This window comes from Streptomyces abyssomicinicus (genome assembly GCF_008974245.1).
GTDB classification, from domain to species: Bacteria; Actinomycetota; Actinomycetes; order Streptomycetales; family Streptomycetaceae; genus Streptomyces; species Streptomyces abyssomicinicus.
Genome location: NZ_BBZI01000005.1, coordinates 92,908 through 114,584 on the forward strand (window position 1 = coordinate 92,908; position 21,677 = coordinate 114,584).

Annotated in this window: 21 protein-coding genes; 12 read left to right on the forward strand and 9 right to left on the reverse strand. The window is 74.2% G+C overall.

Annotation, left to right across the window (positions count from 1 at the left end; genetic code table 11):
- Positions 1-47: 47 nt before the first annotated feature.
- From GBN72_RS00430 to GBN72_RS00440, 3 genes are all read right to left on the reverse strand, one after another.
- Positions 48-815 carry an SDR family NAD(P)-dependent oxidoreductase gene (locus tag GBN72_RS00430; RefSeq protein WP_151769595.1) on the reverse strand — a complete coding sequence of 256 codons (768 nt, stop codon included), beginning with the start codon at positions 813-815 and terminating at the stop codon, positions 48-50.
- Positions 816-1,042: 227 nt separating this feature from the next.
- Positions 1,043-2,083 (reverse strand): NAD(P)-dependent alcohol dehydrogenase, encoded by a 1,041-nt coding sequence (locus GBN72_RS00435; protein WP_151769596.1) that lies wholly within the window; start codon positions 2,081-2,083, stop codon positions 1,043-1,045.
- Between the two features lie 160 nt (positions 2,084-2,243).
- A complete protein-coding gene (locus GBN72_RS00440; protein ID WP_151769597.1) occupies positions 2,244-2,915 on the reverse strand; it encodes a TetR/AcrR family transcriptional regulator in 672 nt (223 codons plus the stop codon).
- 265 nt (positions 2,916-3,180) lie between these two features.
- Here GBN72_RS00440 and GBN72_RS00445 point away from each other — a divergent pair, with 265 nt between their 5' ends.
- Entirely contained in the window at positions 3,181-4,134 is a 954-nt protein-coding gene (locus tag GBN72_RS00445; protein ID WP_151769598.1) for a zinc-binding dehydrogenase, read from the forward strand.
- A 164-nt stretch (positions 4,135-4,298) separates the two neighbouring features.
- Here the strand turns inward: GBN72_RS00445 and GBN72_RS00450 are convergent, their stop codons facing one another.
- Positions 4,299-5,369: a YncE family protein gene (locus tag GBN72_RS00450; RefSeq protein WP_151769599.1), complete on the reverse strand. Its 1,071-nt coding sequence runs from the start codon at positions 5,367-5,369 to the stop codon at positions 4,299-4,301.
- Between the two features lie 224 nt (positions 5,370-5,593).
- The gene (locus GBN72_RS00455) at positions 5,594-7,609 is read right to left on the reverse strand and encodes a hypothetical protein (RefSeq protein WP_151769600.1); all 2,016 of its coding nucleotides are present in this window, start codon (positions 7,607-7,609) and stop codon (positions 5,594-5,596) included.
- A gap of 243 nt (positions 7,610-7,852) precedes the next feature.
- Between GBN72_RS00455 and GBN72_RS00460 the strand changes: the two genes are divergently transcribed.
- The gene (locus GBN72_RS00460) at positions 7,853-8,254 is read left to right on the forward strand and encodes a DUF7144 family membrane protein (protein WP_164540296.1); all 402 of its coding nucleotides are present in this window, start codon (positions 7,853-7,855) and stop codon (positions 8,252-8,254) included.
- A 64-nt stretch (positions 8,255-8,318) separates the two neighbouring features.
- Here GBN72_RS00460 and GBN72_RS00465 read toward each other — a convergent pair whose 3' ends face one another.
- Positions 8,319-8,591 (reverse strand): GlsB/YeaQ/YmgE family stress response membrane protein, encoded by a 273-nt coding sequence (locus GBN72_RS00465; RefSeq protein WP_151769601.1) that lies wholly within the window; start codon positions 8,589-8,591, stop codon positions 8,319-8,321.
- A 101-nt stretch (positions 8,592-8,692) separates the two neighbouring features.
- On the opposite strand from GBN72_RS00465, the gene GBN72_RS00470 reads away from it, so the two are divergent.
- From GBN72_RS00470 to mnhG, 7 genes are all read left to right on the forward strand, one after another.
- Positions 8,693-9,625, forward strand: coding sequence for an adenosine kinase (locus GBN72_RS00470; RefSeq protein ID WP_151769602.1), 933 nt, complete (start codon positions 8,693-8,695; stop codon positions 9,623-9,625).
- Positions 9,626-9,722: 97 nt separating this feature from the next.
- Positions 9,723-12,602 carry a Na+/H+ antiporter subunit A gene (locus GBN72_RS00475; RefSeq protein WP_151769603.1) on the forward strand — a complete coding sequence of 960 codons (2,880 nt, stop codon included), beginning with the start codon at positions 9,723-9,725 and terminating at the stop codon, positions 12,600-12,602.
- Positions 12,599-13,027, forward strand: coding sequence for a Na(+)/H(+) antiporter subunit C (locus GBN72_RS00480; protein WP_151769604.1), 429 nt, complete (start codon positions 12,599-12,601; stop codon positions 13,025-13,027). The genes GBN72_RS00475 and GBN72_RS00480 overlap by 4 nt, the downstream gene beginning before the upstream one ends.
- Positions 13,024-14,544 carry a Na+/H+ antiporter subunit D gene (locus tag GBN72_RS00485; RefSeq protein WP_151769605.1) on the forward strand — a complete coding sequence of 507 codons (1,521 nt, stop codon included), beginning with the start codon at positions 13,024-13,026 and terminating at the stop codon, positions 14,542-14,544. The genes GBN72_RS00480 and GBN72_RS00485 overlap by 4 nt, the downstream gene beginning before the upstream one ends.
- Complete coding sequence (locus GBN72_RS00490) at positions 14,541-15,083, forward strand: Na+/H+ antiporter subunit E (protein WP_151769606.1); 543 nt, start codon at positions 14,541-14,543, stop codon at positions 15,081-15,083. The genes GBN72_RS00485 and GBN72_RS00490 overlap by 4 nt, the downstream gene beginning before the upstream one ends.
- Positions 15,080-15,346: an MrpF/PhaF family protein gene (locus GBN72_RS00495; protein ID WP_151769607.1), complete on the forward strand. Its 267-nt coding sequence runs from the start codon at positions 15,080-15,082 to the stop codon at positions 15,344-15,346. The genes GBN72_RS00490 and GBN72_RS00495 overlap by 4 nt, the downstream gene beginning before the upstream one ends.
- A complete protein-coding gene (gene mnhG, locus GBN72_RS00500; protein ID WP_151769608.1) occupies positions 15,343-15,705 on the forward strand; it encodes a monovalent cation/H(+) antiporter subunit G in 363 nt (120 codons plus the stop codon). The genes GBN72_RS00495 and mnhG overlap by 4 nt, the downstream gene beginning before the upstream one ends.
- Here the strand turns inward: mnhG and GBN72_RS00505 are convergent, their stop codons facing one another.
- Positions 15,706-15,933 (reverse strand): twin-arginine translocase TatA/TatE family subunit, encoded by a 228-nt coding sequence (locus GBN72_RS00505; protein WP_151769609.1) that lies wholly within the window; start codon positions 15,931-15,933, stop codon positions 15,706-15,708.
- 115 nt (positions 15,934-16,048) lie between these two features.
- Positions 16,049-16,474: a VOC family protein gene (locus GBN72_RS00510; protein WP_151769610.1), complete on the reverse strand. Its 426-nt coding sequence runs from the start codon at positions 16,472-16,474 to the stop codon at positions 16,049-16,051.
- A gap of 121 nt (positions 16,475-16,595) precedes the next feature.
- Here GBN72_RS00510 and GBN72_RS00515 point away from each other — a divergent pair, with 121 nt between their 5' ends.
- Positions 16,596-17,333, forward strand: a complete 738-nt coding sequence (locus tag GBN72_RS00515) for an SDR family NAD(P)-dependent oxidoreductase (RefSeq protein WP_439959720.1) — start codon at positions 16,596-16,598, stop codon at positions 17,331-17,333.
- Positions 17,334-17,486: 153 nt separating this feature from the next.
- On the opposite strand, the gene GBN72_RS00520 is transcribed toward GBN72_RS00515, so the two are convergent.
- Positions 17,487-18,152, reverse strand: coding sequence for an SMI1/KNR4 family protein (locus tag GBN72_RS00520; protein WP_151769612.1), 666 nt, complete (start codon positions 18,150-18,152; stop codon positions 17,487-17,489).
- Positions 18,153-18,279: 127 nt separating this feature from the next.
- Between GBN72_RS00520 and GBN72_RS00525 the strand changes: the two genes are divergently transcribed.
- Positions 18,280-19,947: a PucR family transcriptional regulator gene (locus tag GBN72_RS00525; RefSeq protein ID WP_151769613.1), complete on the forward strand. Its 1,668-nt coding sequence runs from the start codon at positions 18,280-18,282 to the stop codon at positions 19,945-19,947.
- Between the two features lie 284 nt (positions 19,948-20,231).
- Positions 20,232-21,551: an MFS transporter gene (locus GBN72_RS00530; RefSeq protein ID WP_218041999.1), complete on the forward strand. Its 1,320-nt coding sequence runs from the start codon at positions 20,232-20,234 to the stop codon at positions 21,549-21,551.
- The last annotated feature ends 126 nt before the right edge of the window (positions 21,552-21,677 follow it).

Sequence of the window (21,677 nt, forward strand, 5' to 3'; positions counted from 1 at the left end):
CCCCCGTGTCAGGGGGGCGGCCCCACGGGCGTTCCCGCCGTCCGGTGTCACACGCAGGTGTAGCCGCCGTCGACCAGGTGGTAGCTGCCGGTGACGAAGGAGGCCCGGTCGGACAGCAGGAAGGCCGTCAGTTCGGCGACCTCCTCGCTCCGGCCCAGGCGGCCGACCGGGTGAAGGCCCACCAGGGCGTCACGGGTCTCGGCGTCCAGGTTCTCCAGCAGCGGCGTCTCGATGAAGCCGGGACCCACGGAGTTGATCCGGATGTTCTTCGCGGCGTACTCCACGGCGGCGCACTTGGTCAGGCCCAGCACGCCGTGCTTGGCGGCGACGTACGCGGAGGAGCCGCTGAAGGCCACCGAGCCGAGGATGGAGGAGACGTTCACGATGGAGCCGCCCTTGCCGGACCGCTCCATCTCCTCGATCTCGTAGCGCACGGAGAAGAAGACGCCGTCCAGGTTGATGCGCACCACACGGTCCCAGTTGGCCAGCGTCTGCTCGCCGGTGGGGGCGCTGTCGCCGCCGATGCCGGCGTTGTTGACGCCCAGGTGCAGGCCCCCGAAGGTGTCGACGGTGAAGCGGACGGCGGCCTGGACGGAGGCGGCGTCGGAGACGTCGACGGTGAAGGGGGCGGCTTCGAAGCCGTCCCTCCTCAGGTCGGCGGCGGCCCGCTCGGCGCCCTCGGCGTTGTAGTCGGCGATCACGACCTGGGCGCCGCCCTCCGCGAGGCGGCGGGCGATGGCCAGGCCGATGCCGGAGGCCGACCCGGTGACGAGGGCGGCGCGCCCGGCGAACTCGGTGGCGTAGTCGGTGCTCACAGTCGGTGCTCACTTTCCTGGTGTGCGGCCGACCCGGGCGCGCGACCGACCCGGGCGCGCGGCCGGGGTGTCGGGTCGCGGCGCACGCGGCGGGGATCATCCTCCCGGGCGATCTGTGTCGATTCGTTCGCATGGGCACCGTAAACCGGATGCGCCCGGCGGGCACGTCGGGTGCGACGGAGCACCGGGCCGAGGCCGGGGCGCCGGCCGGCCGGCAGGGCGGCGGGTCAGCCGCCGGGCAGGACCACCGCGCGGCCGTTGACCCGACCCTCGTGCAGGCGGGCGTACGCGTCGGGGGCCTCGTCCAGGGAGAACCGCTCGGTGTGGACCGAGACCGCCCCGGCACGGGCCAGGTCCAGGACCTCGATCAGCTCCCCGCGGGTGCCCCAGTAGGGCGCGGCCACCGACACCTCGAAGGGCAGCAGGCCGAACCCGACGGGCAGCCCCGCGCCGGCGATGCCCACGATGGTGATGTCGCCCTCGACGCCGACCGAGCCGGCGGCCGTCCGCACGGTGGGCTCCGCGCCGACGAAGTCCAGGACCACCTGCGCGCCCAGGCCGTCGGTGAGTTCCCGGACCCGGCCGGCGGCCTGGGCGTCCGACAGAACGGTCTCGTCCGCGCCGACGGTGCGGGCGAGCTCCAGCTTCTCCTCGCTGACGTCCATGGCGATCACCCGGGCCGGGGTCAGCACCCGCAGCAGCTGGATGGCGACGTGGCCGAGGCCGCCGGTGCCGATCACCACGGCGGTGGAGCCCGGCACCAGCTGGTGCAGCGAGCGCTTGACGGCGTGGTACGGGGTGAGGCCCGCGTCGGTCAGCGGCACCACCTCCGCGGGGTCCAGGCCGTCGATCGGCGTCAGGTGGCGCGGCGAGTCGACGACCAGGTACTCGGCCATCGCGCCGGGCGCGCCCAGGCCGGGCGGGTTGATGCCGCGCTCCCGGGCGACCAGGCAGTAGTTCTCCTTGCCCTCGGCGCACTTCGCGCACAGGCCGCAGCCCCACGGACCGTAGACGGCGACCGGATCGCCCTCGGCGAGACCGGTGACGCCCGCGCCCAGCGCGGCGACGGTGCCGGCGCCCTCGTGGCCGAGCGTCATGGGCAGCTGGTAGGGGAACCCCTCGGCGGGCCACTCCATCACGGCGATGTCGGAGTGGCAGACGCCGGCGGCGGTCACCTTCAGCAGGACCTCGCCCGGTCCGGGCTCCGGGTCGGGGACGGTCACCACCTCGGGCGCGGAGCCGATGGTGCGGTACTGGAGAGCCTTCATGTCGAACCGGCCTCCTCCGGAAGACGGGGGCGGGAAGCGGCCCCGGGCGGGCACGCGTCCACCGGGTACCCAGTGCGGCGCTCCCGGTGGACCCGAGGCCGGGCAGGTCCGCGGCGGCGTCGGGCCGCATCCGCGGCCGGGGCGGCCCGGGCGGGGTGCGTCAGGCCGGGCCCCGCCCGCCGTCCTCCAGCGCCGGGGTGACCGTGCGGCGCAGCAGGGCGTGGACGACGTCCGCGTAGGAGTCCGTGCCGGGCTGGTCCACCCACAGCTCCACCGCCAGGCGCAGCGAGCCGTTGACGACCAGGGCGAGGGCCTGCGCCTCGGGGGAACCGGCGGGCAGGCCGGTGCGCTCCGCCAGCAGCGGGACCATGACGCGCTCCGCCTCGTAGTGGAGGTCCAGCCAGACCGAGCGCAGTCCGGGTTCCGCGCGGGTCAGGCGGAGCAGTTCGCGCAGGGTCCCCATCTCGGGGTCGGAGTCGGCCGGCGGCCACAGCGGCCCGGTGATCTCGTGCAGCGGACGGTCCGCGGGCCAGGCGCGCAGGGTGGTGACGAACCGCTCCACCGCCACCGTGAGCAGGGGCCGCACGCACTCCTCCTTGCGCGCGAAGTAGCGGCTGAGGGTCCGGGTGGAGACGCCTACGGCGCGGGCGACGTCGTCCCAGGAGGTCGCCGCGAGGCCCCGTGCGGCGAAGAGGCGCACCGCCTCGTGCGCGATCTCCAGGCGGGTGGCCTCCTTGCGGCGCTCGGTCAGCGGGGGGCGGCCCGGCCGCCGGGGGCCGCGGGCCGCGTCCGGGGAGTCGCCGGCGCCGTCCGCCCTGCCTGGCCCTTCCATACCTGCCCCTCCCGCCGTTGGGTCCCGCCGTTTCCGCAGGTGGGCCCAGGTGCGGGGCCCGCGTCACGAGGTTACCGCGCGGGTGCGGCGCGCCGGGACGGCCGTGGCCGGACCCGGCCCGCCGCGAGGGCGAGGGTTTTTTGTCAGATCCGGACTTGTTGTCCTGATCAGACAGAAAGGCGTAGCGTGGTGGGGCGCGGCGGCGCACCCACCGGTCGCCGCGGCGTCCCGGAAGCACCCCACGCACAACAGGAGGGCCGGTCCGATGAAGGCCTGGCAGTTCACCGACACCCATCAGCCGCTCGTGCTCAACGAGGTTCCCGAGCCGAAGGCCGCCCCCGGGGAGGTCGTCCTCGAGGTCAGGGCGGCGGGCCTGTGCCACTCGGACGTCGGCCTCCTGGAGGACGAGGGCTGGCTCGACATGCTGGCGAAGCGTCCGATCACCCCGGGCCATGAGGTCGCCGGTGTCATCACCGAGGTCGGCGAGGGCGTCGAGGGCTGGAAGGCGGGCGACCGCGTGGGCGTCTGCCCGACCGTCGAGGGCCACGGAGCCGTCGGCTACGCCTTCGACGGCGGGTACGCGCCCCGGTGCGCCGTCCCGGCCGCCACGCTGGTCGCGCTGCCCGACTCCGTCTCGTTCGCACAGGGCGCGGCCGGCACCGACTCCGGCATGACCGCCTACCACGCCGTCGTCGCCAAGGGCGGCATCAAGAAGGGCGACCGGGTCGGCGTCATCGGCCTGGGCGGCCTCGGCCAGATCGGCGCCCGCGTCGCCGTGCTGACCGGCTGCGAGGTCTACGCCGCCGAACCCAACGAGAAGGTCTGGGAGCTCGGCCGGGAGATCGGCGTCAAGGAGATCGTCAAGGACGTCACCGAACTCGCCGACAAGCAGCTCGACGTCATCGTCGACTACGCCGGTTTCGGCACCACCACCGCCGGCGCCGTCGAGGCGATCCGTCCGGGCGGCACCGTGGTCCAGGTGGGCATGGGCCGGCTGGAGTCCACCATCTCCACCAAGTCGCTGATCCTGAAGTCCGTGATCCTGCGCGGCTCCTGCGGCGGCGACATCGACGCGGTCAAGGGCGTCTACGCCCTGATGGCGGCGGGCGAGCTCTCTCCGCAGCTCACCCCGATCACCTTCGAGGAGATCTCCGACGGCCTGCGCCGCCTGGCCGAGGGCGGGGTCGTCGGACGTCTCGTCGCGGTGGCGGGCGAGTGACCCCGGCCGGCTGACGAGCCGGTCGCGCCACGGTGGCCGGGCCCCTCCTCGGGGCCCGGCCACTCGTCGTCCCCCGGGCGTGGGTGCGCCCGGGTACGCGGGAGCCCCGCAGCCGGGCGGGAGGGGCGGCTGCGGGGCTCCGTCGGTGGGGGTGCGGGTGTGGCTCAGTGACCCAGGTCGATGCGGTAGGCGAAGTCGCCGCCCTCGGCGTTGGCGCCGGACTTGTCGACCACGTAGGCGATGCCGTCCTCGATCTCGACGTGGTTCGGGTTGGCCTCGGTGACGAGGTTCTGGACCGTGCCGCGCTTGGGGTCGACGATCGAGACGGTGGCGGCGACGCGGTTGGCGACGACCAGCTTGCCCGTCCGGAAGTCGGTGCGGACGGACAGGGCGCCCTCGCCGGTCGGGATGGTCGCGGTGACGGTGCTGGTCCGCAGGTCGGTGACCGTGACGGTGCCGTCGGTCTGGTTGGCGGTGTACGCGGTCCTGCCGTTCTTGGACAGCGAGACCGAGATGGCGCCGGCGCCGGCCGGGTGCAGCTCCACGGTCTCCTTGTAGGGGGAGATCTCGATGATCTGGTCGCCGTTCAGGTCGCTCGCGTAGACCTTGCCGCTGCGCTCCTCGAGCGCCAGGCCGGCCGGGCGGGAGCCCTCGACGGTGACGCGGCGCTTCTCCTCGAAGGTGTCGGTGTCGAAGGCGACGACCTCGGCGGAGTTCACCGCGCTGACCCAGGCGGTGTCGCGGCGGGTGTCGATCACGACCTCGCGGGCGTGGCTGACGTTCGGGATGAAGGCGAGGTGCTCGCCGGTCCGCTGGCTGTAGACGGCCACGCCGTTGTCGCGGGTGTTGGTGACCCAGACGGTGTTGTTCTCGTCGTCCACCTCGACGCCGTAGACGGCCTCACGCGCGCCGGTCGTCTCGTTGACCAGCGGCGGGGTGATGGTGTCGATGACCTCGAGGGTGTCCGGGTCGAGCTTGAGCAGCGCGGTCTGGGTGACCGGCGGGCGTCCCACGGCGCTGGCGGCCCAGAGCACGTCGTTGCGCTCCGAGTAGGCGGTCTGGTACTGGCCCTTGGCGACGGCCGTCTTGGTCGCGATCGACGGGACGTCGTGCTTGCCGGCGCCCTTGCCGGCCTGGGGGCCGGCGGTGGCGGCCGGGACCGCGAGGGAGAGGCCGGCGGCGGCGGCGACCGCGATCGCGGCGGCGCGACGGAGGGTGCGGGAGGTGTTGCGCATGGGTGATCAAGCTCCTTGGGACGGTGCTCCGGAGAGCGTCTGACTGATCATAACTTAGCTTAGCCTTACCTAACTTGAACCCCCATTCCCGCTATGGCCAATATCACAACTCCCTTGTTCCGTAAGGGAGTTGAGCGCCGGACACGCAAGAGCCGCCCTGCGCGGCGCAGTTCTCACATGAGTCGTGCGCCGCGCAGGGCGGCCGGAGCGGGGGCGAGGCCGGTTCAGTCGCCGGTGGCGGTCCCGGCGGCCTTCGGCGACTGCGACGCGAACTTCGCGCGGCGCAGCACCAGGTAGCTCGCGGCCGCTGCGCCCGCCGCGCCGCCGGCCACGCCGCCGGCCGTGGACCAGGCGATGGTGGCGTAGGAGACGGGGGAGGCGGCGGCCGTCGTGGAGGCCGCGGCGGCGCCGTCGAGGGTCTCGGCGGCGGCCTCCGGGGCGGTCGTGGAGCCGGCCGCGGCCGCCCCGCTCCCGTCCGCGGCGACCACGGTGAAGTCGACCTTCAGCGTGGTGGGCGGGTTGGGCGCGAGGAAGCGGAACCAGTGCTCCCCGGCCGGGGTTTCGGCGGGGACCTCGACGTCGCCCTCGAAGCCGCCCTCCGCGTCGGTCTTCCACTGGCCGAGGATCGCGTCGTCGTCCAGCTTGATGGTGACGGTCTCGTTCCCGGGGAACCTGGTCACCTTGAAGTGGATGCTGCCGCCCGGCTGGACCTCGCTGGCGGTGATCTCCGCCTTGGCGCCCGCGGAGTTGGAGGCCGAGGCGGGTGCGCCGGTCGCGGCCGGGACCTCGCCCGTGCCGCCCGTGCCGGCGGGGCCGCCGGTGCCGGCGGAGCCGGGCTCGGCGCCGTCGGTGACGGTGAAGTCGGCGCGCAGGCTGGTGGAGGGGTCCGGTGCCAGGAAGCGCAGCCAGTGCGCGCCCTTGGTGGTGCCGTCGGGGACGGTGACGCTGCCGGAGAAGGAGCCGTCGGTGCCGATGGTCCACTGGCCGAGGATGTCGGAGTCGTCCAGCTTGACGGTCAGGCGCCGGCCCGGCGGGAAGCCGGTGACCCGGAAGGAGACCTTGCCGCCCGCCTTGACGTCGGCACCGGCGGTGATGGACGCGGACGCGCCGCTGCTGGTGCCTCCGCCGGTGGAACCGGAACCGCCCTTGGACCCGCCGCCCGACCCGCCGGTGGAGCCGCCCGTCGACCCGCCGCCCGTCGACCCGCCGTTGCCGCCCCCGGAGCCGCCGGTCGCATCGCCCGAACCGCCGGTGGAGCCGCCCGAGCCGGAGCCGCCGCCGGTGGAGGTCACCGTGAAGTCGGCGCGCAGGCTGGTGGAGGGGTCGGGGGCCAGGATGCGCAGCCAGTGGGCGCCCTTGGCGGTGCCCGCGGGGACGGTGACGGTACCGGAGAAGGTGCCGTCCGCCGCGATCGCGTCGTCCCACTGCTTGAGTATCTTGTCGTCGTCGAGCTTGACGGTGATCTTCTGCCCCGGGGTGAAGCCGGAGAGCGCGAACGACACCTTGCCGCCCGCCGCCACCGAGGAACCCGCGGTGATCACGGCCTTCGGGGCGGCGGGCGCGGGCGCGGTGACCTCGAGGGGGGAACTCTTCACGCTGGTGCCGGTTGCCAGGAAGCGCAGCCAGTGGTCTCCCGCGGCGGTGCCGGCGGGGATGGTGACGCTGCCGGAGAAGGAGCCGTCGGCGCCCGTGGTGAACTGGGCCACCAGGTCCGCGTCGTCGAGCTTGACGCTCAGCTTCACCCCGGACGGGAATCCGCTCACGCGGAACGGCACGCTCTCCCCGGCCCGGACCGAGGAGGCCAGCAGCTCGGCCGCCGGGACGCGGACGCCGAACTCGACCGGGACGGAGGTGCCCGGGGCGAGGAAGTGCAGGGTGTGCGTGCCCGCGACCGCGTCCGCGGGCACGGTGACCGAGCCGGAGACCGAGCCGTCCGTGCCGACGGTGAACCGGCCGAGCTGCGTGACCTTGTCCAGCTTGACCGTGAGGGTCTCACCGGCCGGGAAGTCCTTCACCGAGAAGGAGAGCTGCGCGCCCGCGGCGGCCGACGGGGACCCCAGGGAGACCGAGGGGGCGACGTCGGCGGCCGCCCGTGCGGCGGGGCCGGTCTCGTTCTGGCCCGCGCCGATCGCCGGGGAGGTCAGCGCGCCGATGGTGAGCGCGGCGCCGGCGGTGGCGGCGGCGAGCTTGCCCAGGCGGCCGGGGGAACGGGGGGCGCGGTCGGCTCTGAAGGGAGGCATGGCTGCGGATGCTCCTGATGGGGCGAAGGGTGTGAAAAGCCCAAGAAGAAGGCGTGGAGACAGGGCTGAGGCCCTGTGCGACGAGCTTAGGTTAGCCTAACCAAAGTTCGGCTGTGCGGGGTGGGTGCGGGCGAAAGCACCCGGCCCCGCACGGTGTTAGCCCGTCCGCCGCGCACGACGTGCCGCTCCGGCGCCTGCGGCGCACCCTCGGAAGGACCAGACGTCACGGCGGAAGGACCGCGGATGAGCGGGCATGCGGGCACCGGGAGCAAACAGCTGCTGGCCGAGGGCGGCATCACCTTCGCGGGGATGCTGCTGGGCGTCTCCGGAGTGGTGACGGCGCTCCAGGGCATCGCCGCGCTCGCCGGTGACGACGTGTACCGCCGGATCGGCTCCTACGTCTTCGAGTTCAGCCTCACCGGCTGGGGCGTCTTCCACCTGGTGGTCGGCGTGCTGCTGCTGGTCACCGGACTGGGGCTGCTGAGCGGGCAGGCCTGGGCGCGGATCGTCGGCCTGATGCTGGCCGTGATCAGCCTGATCGACCAGTTCGTCTTCCTGCCCTACGCCCCCGTCTGGTCGGTCCTGCTGATCGCCTTCTACGTGTTCGTCATCTGGTCGCTGGCCACCTACCGGCCGACCCGGTGAGCCGCGTCCCGGTCCGCCGCCGCCCGGTCCGCCGCGGCCCGGTGAGCCGGACGCCCGGTGGCGCTCAGCCGCGCTCGCGGGAGTGGCCGAAGAGGACGCGGTAGGCGATCAGCAGCACCAGGGCGCCGCCGACCGCGGACACCCAGGTCGCGGGGTCGTAGAAGTCCCGGTCGACCGGGCGGTCGAAGAAGCGGGCGGACAGCCAGCCGCCCAGGAACGCCCCGACCACCCCGATGAGGGTGGTGCCGATCAGGCCGCCCGGATCCCGGCCCGGCATCAGCACCTTGGCGATCGCCCCGGCGACCAGCCCCAGCACCACCCACGCCACGACACCCATGTCCGCTTCCTCCGCTTCCCGCGCGCTTCCTTCCCGTTCGGTTCCCCGGCCGGTAAGGGGTTCCTGCCCAACGACACGGCAGGTCACGCCAGGATGGGCGGATGCAGCGAACGGACGACGACTTCGACGTACTGGTCCTCGGCGGCGCGGGTGTGGACACCATCGTGTACGTACCCGGACTGCCCCTCGAGGACGCCGACAGCAGGCTGGTGGAGGGCATCGAGGCCCGGGCCGGCCACACCGGCGACTTCGTGGCGCTCGGCCTGAGCGAACTCGGGCTGAGGGTCCACCACCTCGACGTGGTCGGTGACGACCCGGAGGGCGAGCTGGTGCGCGCCTTCCACCGGGAGAGGGGCATCCCGCTGACCGCCCCGCCGGCCCCGAAGGGCACCCGGCGGGCCGTGAACCTGGTCGGCCCGGACGGACGCCGCTCCTCCCTCTACGACGGGGCCCGGGGCGGCGGCCACTACCCCGAGGAGACGGTCGCCGCCCTCGCGGCGAGGTGCCGGCACGCGCACGTCTCCATCACCCAGCCCTGCGAACGCGCCCTGCCCGTGCTGCGGAAGGCGGGCGTGACCGTCTCGACCGACCTGCACGACTGGGACGGCGAGGCCGCGCACCACCTGCCCTACGCCCTCGGCGCGGACCTGGTGTTCGTCTCCGCCGCGGCGCTGCCCGCGGACCCCGGGCCGACGATGCGCCGCATCGCCCGCGAGGGCCGGGCGCGCGTGGTGGTGGTCACCGCGGGCGCCGAGGGCGCGCTCCAGCTTGCCGACGGCACGCTCAGCCGCATCGCCCCCGCCGAGCCGCCCGCGCCGGTGGTCGACTCCAACGGCGCGGGGGACGCCTTCGCGGCCGGCTACCTGTACGGGTGGCTGCGCGGCGAACCGGCGGAGCGGTGCGGACGGTTCGGCGCGGTCGCCGGGGCCTACGCCTGCACCGTCCCGGCGACCGCCGCGCGCGCCGTGGACGCCGCCGCGCTGCTCGCCGCCGCCGGCGAGGCGCCCGGCCGCTCCGCGGGGGCCGGCTCCTAGGCCATGTAGGGCAGTACGGGAGGCGCGCGGCGACCAGGACGTTAAGGGTGGAGCGGACAGGGAACCGGAGGCACACCGCCCAGCGTCCGGAGGTCGCGTGCTCGTCGTCGTGCTGTCGCAGCTGGCGTGCGCCGCCGCACTGCCCGCGGCCGCGCGGCGCATCGGCCGCGGGGTCTGGGCGGTCGCCGCCCTGGTGCTCGCCGGCTCCCTGGCCTGGCTGCTCACCCGGACGGCGGCCGTCCTGGACGGCACGACGTACACCGAGACCTACGCCTGGTCCCCGACGCTCGGCCTGGAGATCGCGCTGCGTCTCGACCCCCTCGCCCTGCTGATGGCCCTGGTCGTCACCGGCGTCGGCGTCGGCGTGATGGTCTACGGCGCGTACTACCACCACCTCGGCCACGGCCGCGAGGCCGGACTGCTGCTGGCGTTCGCCGCGGTGATGCTCGGTCTGGTCCTCGCCGACCACCTCCTGCTGCTGTACGTCTTCTGGGAGCTGACCAGCGTCGCCTCCTTCCTGCTGATCGCCGGACGCCGCGAGGGCGGCGACCGGCAGCGGGCCGCCGAACAGGCCCTGCTCACCACCGTCGCCGGCGGACTGGCCATGCTGTTCGGCATGGTGATGCTGGGCCGGGCGGCTGGCACCTACCGGATCTCCGCGCTGCTCGCCGACCCGCCCCCGGCCGACGCGATGGTGACGACGGCCCTGGTGCTGATCCTGATCGGCGCGTTCGCCAAGTCCGCCCAGTTCCCGCTGCACGCCTGGCTGCCCGCCGCGATGGCCGCCCCCACCTCGGTCAGCGCCTACCTGCACGCCGCGACCATGGTCAAGGCGGGCGTCTACCTCGTGGCCCGGCTGGCCCCCGGCTTCGCCGACGTGGCGCCCTGGCGGCCGCTGGTGCTGACCGTCGGCCTCTACACCCTGGTCGTCGGCGCGTGGCGGGCGCTGCGCGAGACCGACATGAAGCGGCTGCTGGCCTACGGCACGGTCAGCGAACTCGGCATGATGATCGCCCTCTTCGGCATGGGCACCCGCACCGGCGCGATCGGCGGGGCGGTGCTGCTGCTCTCCCACGCCCTGTTCAAGGGCTCCCTGTTCATGGTGGTCGGCGTGGTCGACCACCAGACCGGCACCCGCGACCTCAGGGAACTCTCCGGCCTCGGCCGGGCGCTGCCCGCCGTCGCCGTGGTGGCGCTGCTGGCGGGCGCCTCCATGGCCAAACTGCCGCCCACGATCGGCTGGATCGCCCAGGACGGCGCCTTGGAGGCCATGCTCCACGGCCACCTCACCGGCGCCGCGTGGGCGACCGCCGCCCTCTGCCTGGGCTCGGTGCTGACCGTCACCTACACCGCGCGCCTCCTCCAGGGCGGGTTCGCGACCAAGCGGGACGACAGGCCGCGACGGCCCGCGAGCCCGCCCCGACCGCTCTTCCTCGCCCCCGCCGCCGTGCTCTCCGTGCTCGGCCTGGTCGCGGGCCTCTGCTACCCGGCCGTCGACGCGCTGACCGCGCCCTACGCCGACCAGTACCCGGAGCCCACCGGCAAGCCCTTCCACGCGGCGCTCTGGCACGGCTGGACCCCCGTCGTGTGGCTGGCCCTGCTGATCGTGGTGCTCGGCCTCGCCCTGCACGCCGCCCGCCGCCCGTTCTCCCGGCTGCTGCGCCGGCTTCCCCGGCTGCCGGACGCCGAACGGTGCTACCGGCGCGGCATGATCGCCCTGCACCACGGCGCCGTGGTGTTCACCCGGTACACCCAGGTCGGCTCCCTCCCGCTCTACCTCACCGCCATCCTGATCACCGTCGTGGTGCTGCCCTCCTTCGCCGTGCTGACCGCCATGCCACCGCTGGACCAGGTGCGCGCCTGGTGGACGCCGGCCGAACTGCCGCTCGCGGTCATCGTGGTGATCGCCGCCGCGTGCGCCGCGGTGCTCAAGCACCGGCTGGCCGCCGTGCTGGTCACCGGCGCCGTGGGCTACGCGGTGGCCGGACTCTTCGTCGTCCAGGGGGCGCCCGACCTGGCGCTCACCCAGTTCCTCGTCGAGTCCCTCACCCTGGTCGTGGTGGTGCTGGTGCTGCGCCGGATGCCGCCGCGCTTCACCCCCGCCTCGCAGACCGGGCCGGGGCGCTGGGCGCGCGCCGCCGTGGCCCTCCTCGTCGGCCTCTTCGTCGCCGGGTTCGCGCTGACCGCCCCCCAGGGCCGCGAGAACGCCGGACCGGCCGGCGACTACCTGCGCCGGGTCGGCGAGACCGGCGGAGAAAACGTCGTCAACGCGATCGTCGTGGACTTCCGCGCCCTGGACACCCTGGGCGAGATCTCCGTGCTGATGGTCACCGCCCTCGGCGTCATCAGCCTGATCCGGCTCGGCACCCGCACCGACACCCGGACCGCCGCCGGACGCCGCGCCGGCCCCGACGTCGTCACGGAGTCCACCGGATACCCCACGGACCGCTGGGACGAGCCCCGCGAACACTGGCTGCCCGGCAGCACCGACCTGCTCGGAGCCGAACGGTCGGTGCTGATGGAGGTCGTCACCCGGCTGCTCTTCCCCTCGATCCTGGTCGTCTCGCTGTTCCTGCTGCTCTCCGGCCACTACCGGCCCGGCGGCGGCTTCTCCGGCGGACTGGTCGCCGGGCAGGCCTTCATCCTCCGCTACCTGGTCGGCGGCCCCACCGACGTCGAGCACGCCGTCCGCGTCCGCCCCGGCCACCTGATCGGCGTGGGCCTCACCCTCGCCGCGACGACCGCCATGGTCCCGCTCGCCTTCGGCGACCCGCCGCTCACCAGCACCCTGTGGAGCGTCCACCTTCCGCTGCTCGGCCAGGTGAAGACCTCCAGCAGCCTCGTCTTCGACATCGGCGTCTACCTGTTGATCCTGGGAGTCATCCTGACCCTGCTCTCGGCCGCCGGCACCTCACTGCGCGCCCCCGTCCCCAAGCTCGGCACCGGCGGCGGCACCGCCGTGGGGAGGAGCACATGACCAGCCTCGACGTGACCATGGCACTGGTCGTCGGCGGCCTGTTCGCGGCCGGGGTCCACCTGCTGCTGCAACGCTCACTGATGCGGATCGTGCTCGGCATCATCCTGCTCGGCCACGGCGCCAACCTCCTGCTCCTGGAGGCCGGCGGACCGCTCGGCGAACCGCCCATCACCGGCGGCGGACCGGAGGTCGACGTCGAGGCCTACTCCGACCCGCTGCCGCAGGCCATGGCGCTCACCGCCATCGTCATCACCTTCGGCGTCACCACGTTCCTGCTCGCCCTGTCCCACCGCTCGTGGCGGCTGACCGGCCACGACGAGGTGCAGAACGACCCGGAGGACCGCCGCATCGGCGACGTCGCCGAACGCGCCGACGACGACCCCACCCCGCACCTGCCGTCCGACGACCGGGGGGACGCCGGATGACGCTCGCCCTGGTCGCCCTCCCCGTGCTGGTGCCGCTGTTCGCCGCCGGGCTCTCGCTGATCGTCTCCGCCAGCACCGACCGCCAGCGCACCGTCACCCTGACCGCGCTGGCGCTGGTGCTGGCCGACGCGATCGCCCTGCTGGTCGTCGTCGAACGGGACGGCACCATCGTGGTGCGGGCCGGGGACTGGGCGCCCCCGATCGGCATCGTGCTCGTCGCCGACCTGCTCGCGGCCATGCTGCTCGCCCTGGCCGTCCTGGTCGCCCTCGCGGTGCTGCTGTTCGCCGTCGGCCAGGACAACGCCGACCGCGGGCCCGGCATCACCGTGCCCTACCACCCGTCCTACCTGGTGCTGGTCGCCGGGATCACGCTGGCCTTCCTCGCCGGCGACCTGTTCAACCTGTTCGTCGCCTTCGAGATGCTGCTCTCCGCGTCCTACGTGCTGATCACCCTGGACGCGGGACCGGACCGGGTGCGAGCCGGGATGACCTACGTCATCACCAGCCTCACCTCGTCGCTGCTGTTCCTCACCGCCCTCGGCCTGGTCTACTCCGCCGCCGGCACCGTCAACCTCGCCGACCTCGCCGTCCAGGCGGAACGGCTGCCGCCCGGCCTGCGCACCGCGCTCAGCCTGATGCTGCTGGTCGTCTTCGGCATCAAGGCCGCCGTCGTGCCGCTCCACTTCTGGCTGCCCGACAGCTATCCGACCGCGCCCGCCCCGATCACCGCCGTCTTCGCCGCGCTGCTCACCAAGGTCGGCGTCTACGCCATGGTGCGCACCGAGAGCCTGGTCTTCCCCCGCGACGGCGCCTGGTGGGTGGCGGCCGTGCTGGCGGTGGCCACCATGCTGGTGGGCATCCTCGGCGCCATCGCCCAGGACGACATCAACCGCCTGCTGTCGTTCACCCTGGTCAGCCACGTCGGGTTCATGATCTTCGGCCTGGCGCTCTCCGACATCGCCGGGCTGACCGGCACGATCCTGTACATCCTTCACCACATCACCGCCCAGGCCACCCTGTTCCTGGTCGCCGGACTGATCGTCAACGCCGCCGGGACCGCGGAACTCTCCCGGATGGAACGCGGCGAGGGCGCCCGCCGGGTGCACGGCGTCACCGGACTGCTCTTCCTGGTCGGCGGGCTCAGCATGGCCGGCGTGCCGCCCTTCTCCGGCTTCATCGCCAAGTTCGCGCTGCTGCGGGCCGCCGCCGCGCACGGCGGGGTCGCGGCCTGGCTGCTCGCCGCGGCGGCGCTGGTCACCAGCGTGCTCACCCTGTACGCCATGGTCCGGGTCTGGCGCGGGGCCTTCTCCCCGGGACTCGGCGAACCGCTCCCGCTCCGCCGCCGGCCCGGGGTGCTGCTCACCATGTCCGCCGCCGTCGCCATGACCCTCACCGGCCTGGGGCTCGCGGCGGCCGCGGGACCGCTGGCCTCCATGGGGGAGCGGGCGGCCACCGAACTGGTGCGGCCCGGCGGCTACCGGGACGCGGTGCTGGTCGGTGAGAGGGAGGGCCCGTGAACCGTTCCCTGCTGCGCCGGCTGCCCTCACTGCTGTGGCTGTGGCTGCTGTGGATCCTGCTCTGGTCCACGCCGAGCCCGCTGGTGGTCCTCGGCGGCCTGCTCGTCGCCGTCGCCGTGCTCGCCGTCTCGCGCTTCCCGGAGGTGTCCCGGCAGATCACCGTGCGCCCGCTGCGGCTGCTCGCGCTGTGCGTGCGGATGACCGGCAACCTCGTGGTCTCCGCCGCCGCCGTCGGCTGGGCCGCCCTGAGGCACGGGCCCCGGGTGCGGGCCGCGATCGTGGAACTGCCGCTCGACGCGGACACCGACCTGCTGGTCACCCTCGCGACGCTGGTCACCAACGTCTCGCCCGGCAGCCTCGTGCTGGAGATCGACCGCCACCGGGGCGTGCTCTACGTCCACGTCCTGCTGGTCGCCGCGTCCGGCGAGCCCGAGGAGGCCCGCCGGAAACTGCTGGCGACCGAACGCCGGCTGGTGGCCGCGCTGGGCCGGCGGCCGGACCCCTCCACCTCCCCGACGTCACGGAAGGACGACGCGTGACCGCCGTCTACTACGTCGTGTTCATCCTGCTCGGCCTGTCCGCCCTGCTGACGGTCGTCCGGCTGGTGATCGGCCCGGGTGTGCTGGACCGGATCGTCACCCTCGACGTGCTGGTCACCCTGTTCGCGGCCGGCATCGCCGCGGAGGCCGCCCGGCGGGAGGACGGCACCGGGCTGCCGGTGCTGCTCGCGGTGACCCTGCTCGCCTTCGTCGGCTCCGTCACGGCGGCACACCTGGTGGAGGAACGGGAGGGGATGCGGTGAACACCGCCCTGGACGTGGCGTCGGCCCTGCTGCTGATCGCCGGCGCGGTCTTCTGCCTGCTCGCCTCGGTCGGTGTGCTCCGCTTCCCCGACGCGGTGGGCCGGCAGCACGCGGCGGCCAAGGCACAGACTTTGGGGCTGCTGCTGATCCTGCTCGGCGCCGCCCTGCAGAACGCGCCCCGGTACGCGGTGCCGCTGGCCCTGGTGGCGCTGTTCCAGCTGCTGACCATCCCGGTGACCGGGCAGATCGTGGGCCGGACCGCCTACCGGACGTCCGCGCTGGCCGAGGAGTCGCTCACCGAGGACGCGCTGGCCCGGAGGCTGCCCCCGGAGGAACGGCGGCCGGGCCAGGACGACTGATCAGGCTCCGGCGGCGCGGTCCGGCCGCCCGGCGGCGTCGCGGTCGACGACCTCGCCCTGGACGATCCTGGGCGCGCCGGGCGCGGGCTCGTCCTTCAGCGCGCGTGACTCCGCCTTGAGGATGCGGGCCGACTTCCCCATGGACCGCGTCAGGTCCGGCAGCCGCTTCGCCGCGAGGACGGCGGCGACGACGAGCAGGACGACGGCGAGCTCGCTCAGTCCGAACATGGGATCCCGTTCTGTGGTCGGTGGGGCTGGCGCGGCGGGAGGCCGTGCCGCCGGAGAATCTACCCGGCCCCGCGCGGCCTGCCCATGCCCCACCCGGCCCCGCCCGGGCCCCGGTTCAGCCCAGGCCGTTCGCCTCGAGCCACGCGGGGTCCGGGGCGACCGCCTGGAGCACCTCGATCAGCAGCCCGTCCGGCCCGGCCACCTGGAACCGCCGCTGCCCCCACGGCTCGGTCACCAGGTCCAGCACGATCTCGGCCCCGGTGCCGCTCAGCCGCGCGAACTCCGCGTCCACGTCCTCCACCAGGAAGGCCAGCAGGGCGCCGACGACCTCCCGGCCGCGGGTGGCCTCAGGCCAGGACTCGTGGTCCCGCTGCACGAAGTCCAGGCTGAACTGCGGGTGAGCGGGGTGCTGGGTGTTCACGTACCAGCCGAGGTCGATGTTCACCCGGAGCCCGAAGTGTTCGGCGAACCAGGCCGCGGCACGGGCCGGGTCCTTCGCGGCGTACGCGGTTCCCACCATGTTGACCTGCACGGGTGACATCCCTTCGTCGGTGACGGCCCGTCAGGCTAGCTCGTCCGGCTGCGCCGGGCGGCGGTTTTTCCGGCCGTCGTGATCAACGGCGCGCGTGGGGCGCCGTCCCGGCACTGCGATCATGGCCGGTATGACTACTGAGCGCAGGATCACCGTCGTCACCGGGGGCAGCCGGGGTATCGGAGCGGCGGTCTGCCGTCGTCTCGCCGCCGGGGGCCACGACCTGGTGGTCGGCTACCGCTCCGACGCGGCCGCCGCCGAGCGCGTGGCGGCCGAGGCCGCCGGCCTGGGGGTCCGCGCGGTGCCGGTGGCGGTCGACACCTCCGACGCCGCCTCGGTCGACCGGCTGTTCGACACCGCGGCCGAGCGGCTGGGCGCGGTCACCGGCCTGGTGAACAACGCGGGGATCAGCGGACCGGTGGGCCGGCTCGCCGACGCGGACCCGGAGGGCATGCGGGACGCGCTGGGGGTCAACGTCCTCGGCTACCTGATCTGCGCCCGGCGCGCGGTCCGCGACATGACGGCGGGGGAGGGCGGCGCGATCGTCAACATCTCCTCCGCGGCGGCGACCCTGGGCAGCCCCGGCGAGTACGTCCACTACGCGGCGGCCAAGGCGGCGGTGGACACGATGACGGTGGGCCTGGCCAAGGAGGTCGCCGCGGACGGGATCCGCGTCAACTGCGTGGCTCCCGGCACCGTGTGGACCGAGTTCCACCAGGATCCGCAGCGGCCCGCGTGGATGGGGGAGACCACGCCGATGGGCCGGTCCGGGCAGCCGGAGGAGATCGCCGGCGCGGTCGCCTGGCTGATGTCGGACGACGCCTCCTACACGACGGGAGCGGTGCTGCGGGTGGCGGGCGGCCGGTAGGTCCCGGGCGGCGGGCGGCGGGCGGCGGGCGGCGGGCGGCGGGCGGCGGCGTGCGTGCCGCGGTGCGCACGCCCCGGTGCGCACGCCGCGGTGTGCGGTGCGGCGGCCGGGGGTGCACGGCCGCCGCCTCACGACGCGGACACCGTGTCGCTGTCAGCGAGGTGGCCGGGACACCGGGGCCGGCACACCGCCGCGCGAGAAGCGCGACCTCTTCGCCGGGTCCGGCACCTCCCAGTGCAGTTCCGGCATGCCGTCCACGTAGCCCTCGCCGAGGAAGGGCGCGAGGCTCCCGACGGTTCCCCCGGACTCCAGCGTGTCCGCGACCTCCTCGAGGTAGGCGGCCAGCGTGGGCCACCCCCCGCCGAAGTGGCCGCAGTCGTCATGCCGGCGCTCTCCCAACCGCCCCTGGTGCGGTCCCTCGCGCATGTCGATGATCTGCGCGTCCCCGTCGCCGTGGGCCCACGGGATCCACAGCGGGTGCCACCAGGGCTCCGCGCCGTCGCCGGGCGCCTCGTCCTCCGGGTCGTCCGCCTCGTGGCGCAGGATGTCCATGGCCGTCCGCCAGAAGGAGACGATGGCGGCGACGGACCGCGGCGAGCGCACCGGGAAGGTGCTGTCCTGCCACCGCATGCCGTCGTGGCACGCCAGCGACTCCAGCAACTCGTCGGGGAACCGCAGGCCCATCACCGCCTGCGCCTCCTCCACCGCCGCCGGGTCCGCGGGCGGGGAGAGGTTCTCGTACGACCCGGGTGCGTAGGTGCGGAGCCAGTTGTCGATGCGCGTCCAGGCGGCGCTTACCGGCGAAGGTCTGTGCGACATGGCCCGAGTCTCCCCGGCACCACCGACACACCCGGGCGGCCCCGCGGCACACCGGGCGAAGCCGGGTGTCCCGCGTCACAACGGCGGCCCTTACGGCCGCGAACGGGGCCTGTCTACGCTGTCGGCCATGCAGCACGACCTGCCGGGGAGCGGCTCCCTGGGCACACCACTGGAGCGGATCGCCGAGGCGCTGGGCGCGGTGCTGACACGCGCGGCCGCGGCGGACGCCACCGACGACGGCATCAGCGACGTGGTCATCGCGGAGCCGGGCGACACCCTGGTGGGGATGCCGGGCGTCCTGGTGCTGGCGGTCGGGGTCCGTGACGAGGAGGCGCCGGAACTGATCGCGGCGGCGGGTGCGGCGGGCGCCGCCTGCGTCGCCGTACGCGTCGGCGGGGACGGCGTCACCCCGGCCGTGCGGGACGCCGCGGCGGCGGCCGGAGTGCCGGTGCTGGGGCTGCCCGCCGGGGTGCGCTGGGACACCGTGGAGGCCGAGGCCCGGCGGGAGCTGATCCGCGGGGGCGCCGGACAGCAGGGCGACCTGTACGCGCTGGCGCAGACCGTCGCCACCCTCACCCACGGCCTGGTCAGCATCGAGGACACCGCGCACCGGGTGGTCGCCTACGCGGGTCCCGGGGAGGAGGCCGACGAGCTGCGGCGGCGTTCCATCCTGGGCCGCACCTGCCCGGAGCCGTATCTGGCGATGCTCCGCGACTGGGGCGTGTACCAGCGGGTCCGCAAGGGCGAGGAGGTCGTCGAGGTCGCGGCCGTGCCGGAGAAGGGCATCCGGCGGCGGATGGTCGCCGGCATCAACGCCGGGGCCCGGCCGCTCGGCACGGTCTGGGTGCAGGAGGGCGGCCGCCCCCTCGCGCCGGACACCGAGGGCGCGCTGCGCGGCGCCGCCAGGATCGCCGGGACGCAGCTGATCGACCACTACTACCGGGGCGACTCCGGCGCCCGGCTGCGCTCCCGGGAGGAACTGGCGCACGGTCTGCTCACCGGGCGGTTCAACGCGACGGCGCTCGCCGAACACCTGGGCATCCCCGCCGCGTCCGGCGCCTCCGTGGTCGCCTTCGACCTCCGGGACGCCACCGCCCGCGGGGACGGCACCTGGCGGGACGCGCGGCTGGCCGAGGCCGCCGTGGTCGTCTCGGTGCACGCGGCCGCGCACCGCCGCGACGCCCTGGTCGCCCAGGCCTGCGGCCAGATCTACGCGATGCTGCCGGAGCCGGCCGGGACCGCCGGCCCCGAGGACACCGCCGCCACGGCCGCCGAGCCAGCGCTGGTCCGCTGGGCGGAGAACCTGGTGGCCGCGCTGCGGCAGCACACCCGGACACCGGTCCAGGCCTGCGTGGCGGGCACCGCGGCCCGGCTGGACGAGATCCCCGAGGTCAAGCTCCGCGGCCACCGGGGCCTGCGGATCCTGGCCGACGACCCGGGGCGGCCGGTGGGCGCCTACAGCGGGCTGGTGTCGTCGATGCTGGTCCGCGAGGCCGTGGACCTGATGGCGGCCCAGGGCGGCATCCGGCATCCCGGCCTCACCACCCTGGTCGCCCACGACGCCGAACACGGCACCGAGCTGGCCCGTTCGCTGCGGCTGTACCTGGACGCCTTCGGGGACGTGGGGCCGGTGGCCGCGGCCCTCAACGTGCACCCCAACACCCTGCGCTACCGGGTGCGCAAGGCGGCCGCGGTCTCGGGGCTCGACCTCGACGACCCCGAGCACCGGCTCGCCGCCATGCTCCAGCTCCGGCTCCCGGCCCGCGACGGCGAAGCCGGCGGTCGGGCGTTCTGAGGCGGGGCGGCGTCGACCGGCGGGCGACCGGCGGCCGTCCGCCGGCCGTCCGGCGGGCAGGACGGCCGTGGGGGTGACGGCTGCAGGGCGGCCGTGGGGACGGCTGGGAGGAACCCGGAGGCCGAGAGGGAAGGAAACGGGCGGCGGGCATTGTCCGGACGGACAGCGGGGGCCCGCGATCACTGTCCCGGAGGACGAGAACCGGCCGGGCGGCCCCGCCCTAGATTCGCCTTCCGGCCCGGACTTCTACCCGGGTCCTTCAGCCACTTTCCCGGAGCAGCCCCATGAACAGCTCTGCCCCGCCCTCCTCCTCGGACCCGGCCGCCGCCGAGTCGCCCCAGGGCATGCGCAAGATCGCCACCGCCAGTTTCATCGGCACCACGATCGAGTTCTACGACTACTACATCTACGGAACGGCCGCCGCGCTCGTCCTCAACGAGGCCTTCTTCCCCGAACTGTCCAAGACGGCGGGCACCTTGGCGACGCTGTCCACCTTCGCCGTCGGCTTCGCGGCCCGCCCCATCGGCGCGGCGGTGTTCGGCCACTTCGGCGACCGGGTGGGCCGCAAGGCCGTGCTGGTGGTCTCCCTGCTGATGATGGGCCTGTCCACCGGCCTCATAGGTCTGCTCCCCGGCTACGACACGCTCGGCATCATGGCCCCCGTCCTGCTGGTGCTGCTGCGCCTGATCCAGGGCCTGGGGCTCGGCGGCGAGTGGGGCGGCGCAGCCCTGCTGGCCGTCGAGCACGCGCCCCGCAAGAAGCGCGGCCTCTACGCCGCCGCGCCCCAACTGGGCTCGCCCGTCGGATACTTCGCCGCGACCTGTACGTTCCTGCTGCTCGGCGTCGTGATGCCGGACGAGATGTTCGAGAGCTGGGGATGGCGCATCCCGTTCCTGCTCTCCTTCGTCCTGGTCGCCGTCGGCCTGGTCATCCGGCTGCGGATCTCGGAGACCCCGGCCTTCGCCAAGGCCATGGAGCGGCACGGCACCTCCAAGGCCCCGCTGGCCGAGGCCTTCCGCAAGCACCCCAAGGAGATGCTGCTGGGGGCGGGCATGATCACGGTCGTCTACGTGATGTTCTACACGGCCGCCACGTACTGCATGACCTACACCACCGGCACCCTGGGCATCCCCAAGAACGACATGCTGGCGCTCACCCTGGTCGCGGTCGTCGTGCTGGGCGTCTCCACCTACCTGGTGGCCAAGTGGTCCGACCGGGTCGGCCGCCGCAGACTGATCATCGCGGGCGCCGCCTTCGGTGTGGTCTGGGGAGCACTCGTCTTCCCCCTGCTGGACACCGGGAACTACGTCCTGATCGCGGTGGCCCTGAGCGGCGCGCTGCTCTGCATGGGCATCATCTACGGCCCGGCAGGCGCGTACATGCCCGAACTCTTCGCCACGCGCCTGCGCTACTCCGGCGCCGGCTTCTCCTACAACCTGGGCGGCGTCCTCGGCGGCGCGGTGGCCCCGCTGGTCGTCACCGCCCTCGCGGAGACGTACAGCCCGTCGGTCGGCGGCTGGTTCATGAGCGCCATGGCCCTGCTGTCGCTGGTCTGCATCCTGGCCCTGCCGGAGACGCGGGAACGGGACCTCGACACGGTCTGATGCCGGCCGTCATGATGCCGTCGACACCCGGACCGGGGCGGCGGGGACCCTCCCGTGCGGGAGCGGTCCCCGCCGCTGCCGGCGTGGACGGGGGCGGACCGTGGGGCGGTGCGGTCGGCCGTCGGC

What these genes read in the sequence shown, in the direction of transcription:
- GBN72_RS00470 (WP_151769602.1), top strand. Translation starts at nt 8,693, where the DNA reads ATGCAGCGAACGGACGACGACTTCGACGTACTGGTCCTCGGCGGCGCG.
- GBN72_RS00435 (WP_151769596.1), bottom strand. Translation starts at nt 2,083, where the DNA reads ATGAAGGCTCTCCAGTACCGCACCATCGGCTCCGCGCCCGAGGTGGTG.
- GBN72_RS00450 (WP_151769599.1), bottom strand. Translation starts at nt 5,369, where the DNA reads ATGCGCAACACCTCCCGCACCCTCCGTCGCGCCGCCGCGATCGCGGTC.
- GBN72_RS00480 (WP_151769604.1), top strand. Translation starts at nt 12,599, where the DNA reads ATGACCAGCCTCGACGTGACCATGGCACTGGTCGTCGGCGGCCTGTTC.
- GBN72_RS00515 (WP_439959720.1), top strand. Translation starts at nt 16,596, where the DNA reads ATGACTACTGAGCGCAGGATCACCGTCGTCACCGGGGGCAGCCGGGGT.
- GBN72_RS00460 (WP_164540296.1), top strand. Translation starts at nt 7,853, where the DNA reads ATGAGCGGGCATGCGGGCACCGGGAGCAAACAGCTGCTGGCCGAGGGC.
- GBN72_RS00485 (WP_151769605.1), top strand. Translation starts at nt 13,024, where the DNA reads ATGACGCTCGCCCTGGTCGCCCTCCCCGTGCTGGTGCCGCTGTTCGCC.
- GBN72_RS00455 (WP_151769600.1), bottom strand. Translation starts at nt 7,609, where the DNA reads ATGCCTCCCTTCAGAGCCGACCGCGCCCCCCGTTCCCCCGGCCGCCTG.
- GBN72_RS00510 (WP_151769610.1), bottom strand. Translation starts at nt 16,474, where the DNA reads ATGTCACCCGTGCAGGTCAACATGGTGGGAACCGCGTACGCCGCGAAG.
- GBN72_RS00465 (WP_151769601.1), bottom strand. Translation starts at nt 8,591, where the DNA reads ATGGGTGTCGTGGCGTGGGTGGTGCTGGGGCTGGTCGCCGGGGCGATC.
- GBN72_RS00520 (WP_151769612.1), bottom strand. Translation starts at nt 18,152, where the DNA reads ATGTCGCACAGACCTTCGCCGGTAAGCGCCGCCTGGACGCGCATCGAC.
- GBN72_RS00440 (WP_151769597.1), bottom strand. Translation starts at nt 2,915, where the DNA reads ATGGAAGGGCCAGGCAGGGCGGACGGCGCCGGCGACTCCCCGGACGCG.
- GBN72_RS00445 (WP_151769598.1), top strand. Translation starts at nt 3,181, where the DNA reads ATGAAGGCCTGGCAGTTCACCGACACCCATCAGCCGCTCGTGCTCAAC.
- GBN72_RS00530 (WP_218041999.1), top strand. Translation starts at nt 20,232, where the DNA reads ATGAACAGCTCTGCCCCGCCCTCCTCCTCGGACCCGGCCGCCGCCGAG.
- GBN72_RS00505 (WP_151769609.1), bottom strand. Translation starts at nt 15,933, where the DNA reads ATGTTCGGACTGAGCGAGCTCGCCGTCGTCCTGCTCGTCGTCGCCGCC.
- GBN72_RS00525 (WP_151769613.1), top strand. Translation starts at nt 18,280, where the DNA reads ATGCAGCACGACCTGCCGGGGAGCGGCTCCCTGGGCACACCACTGGAG.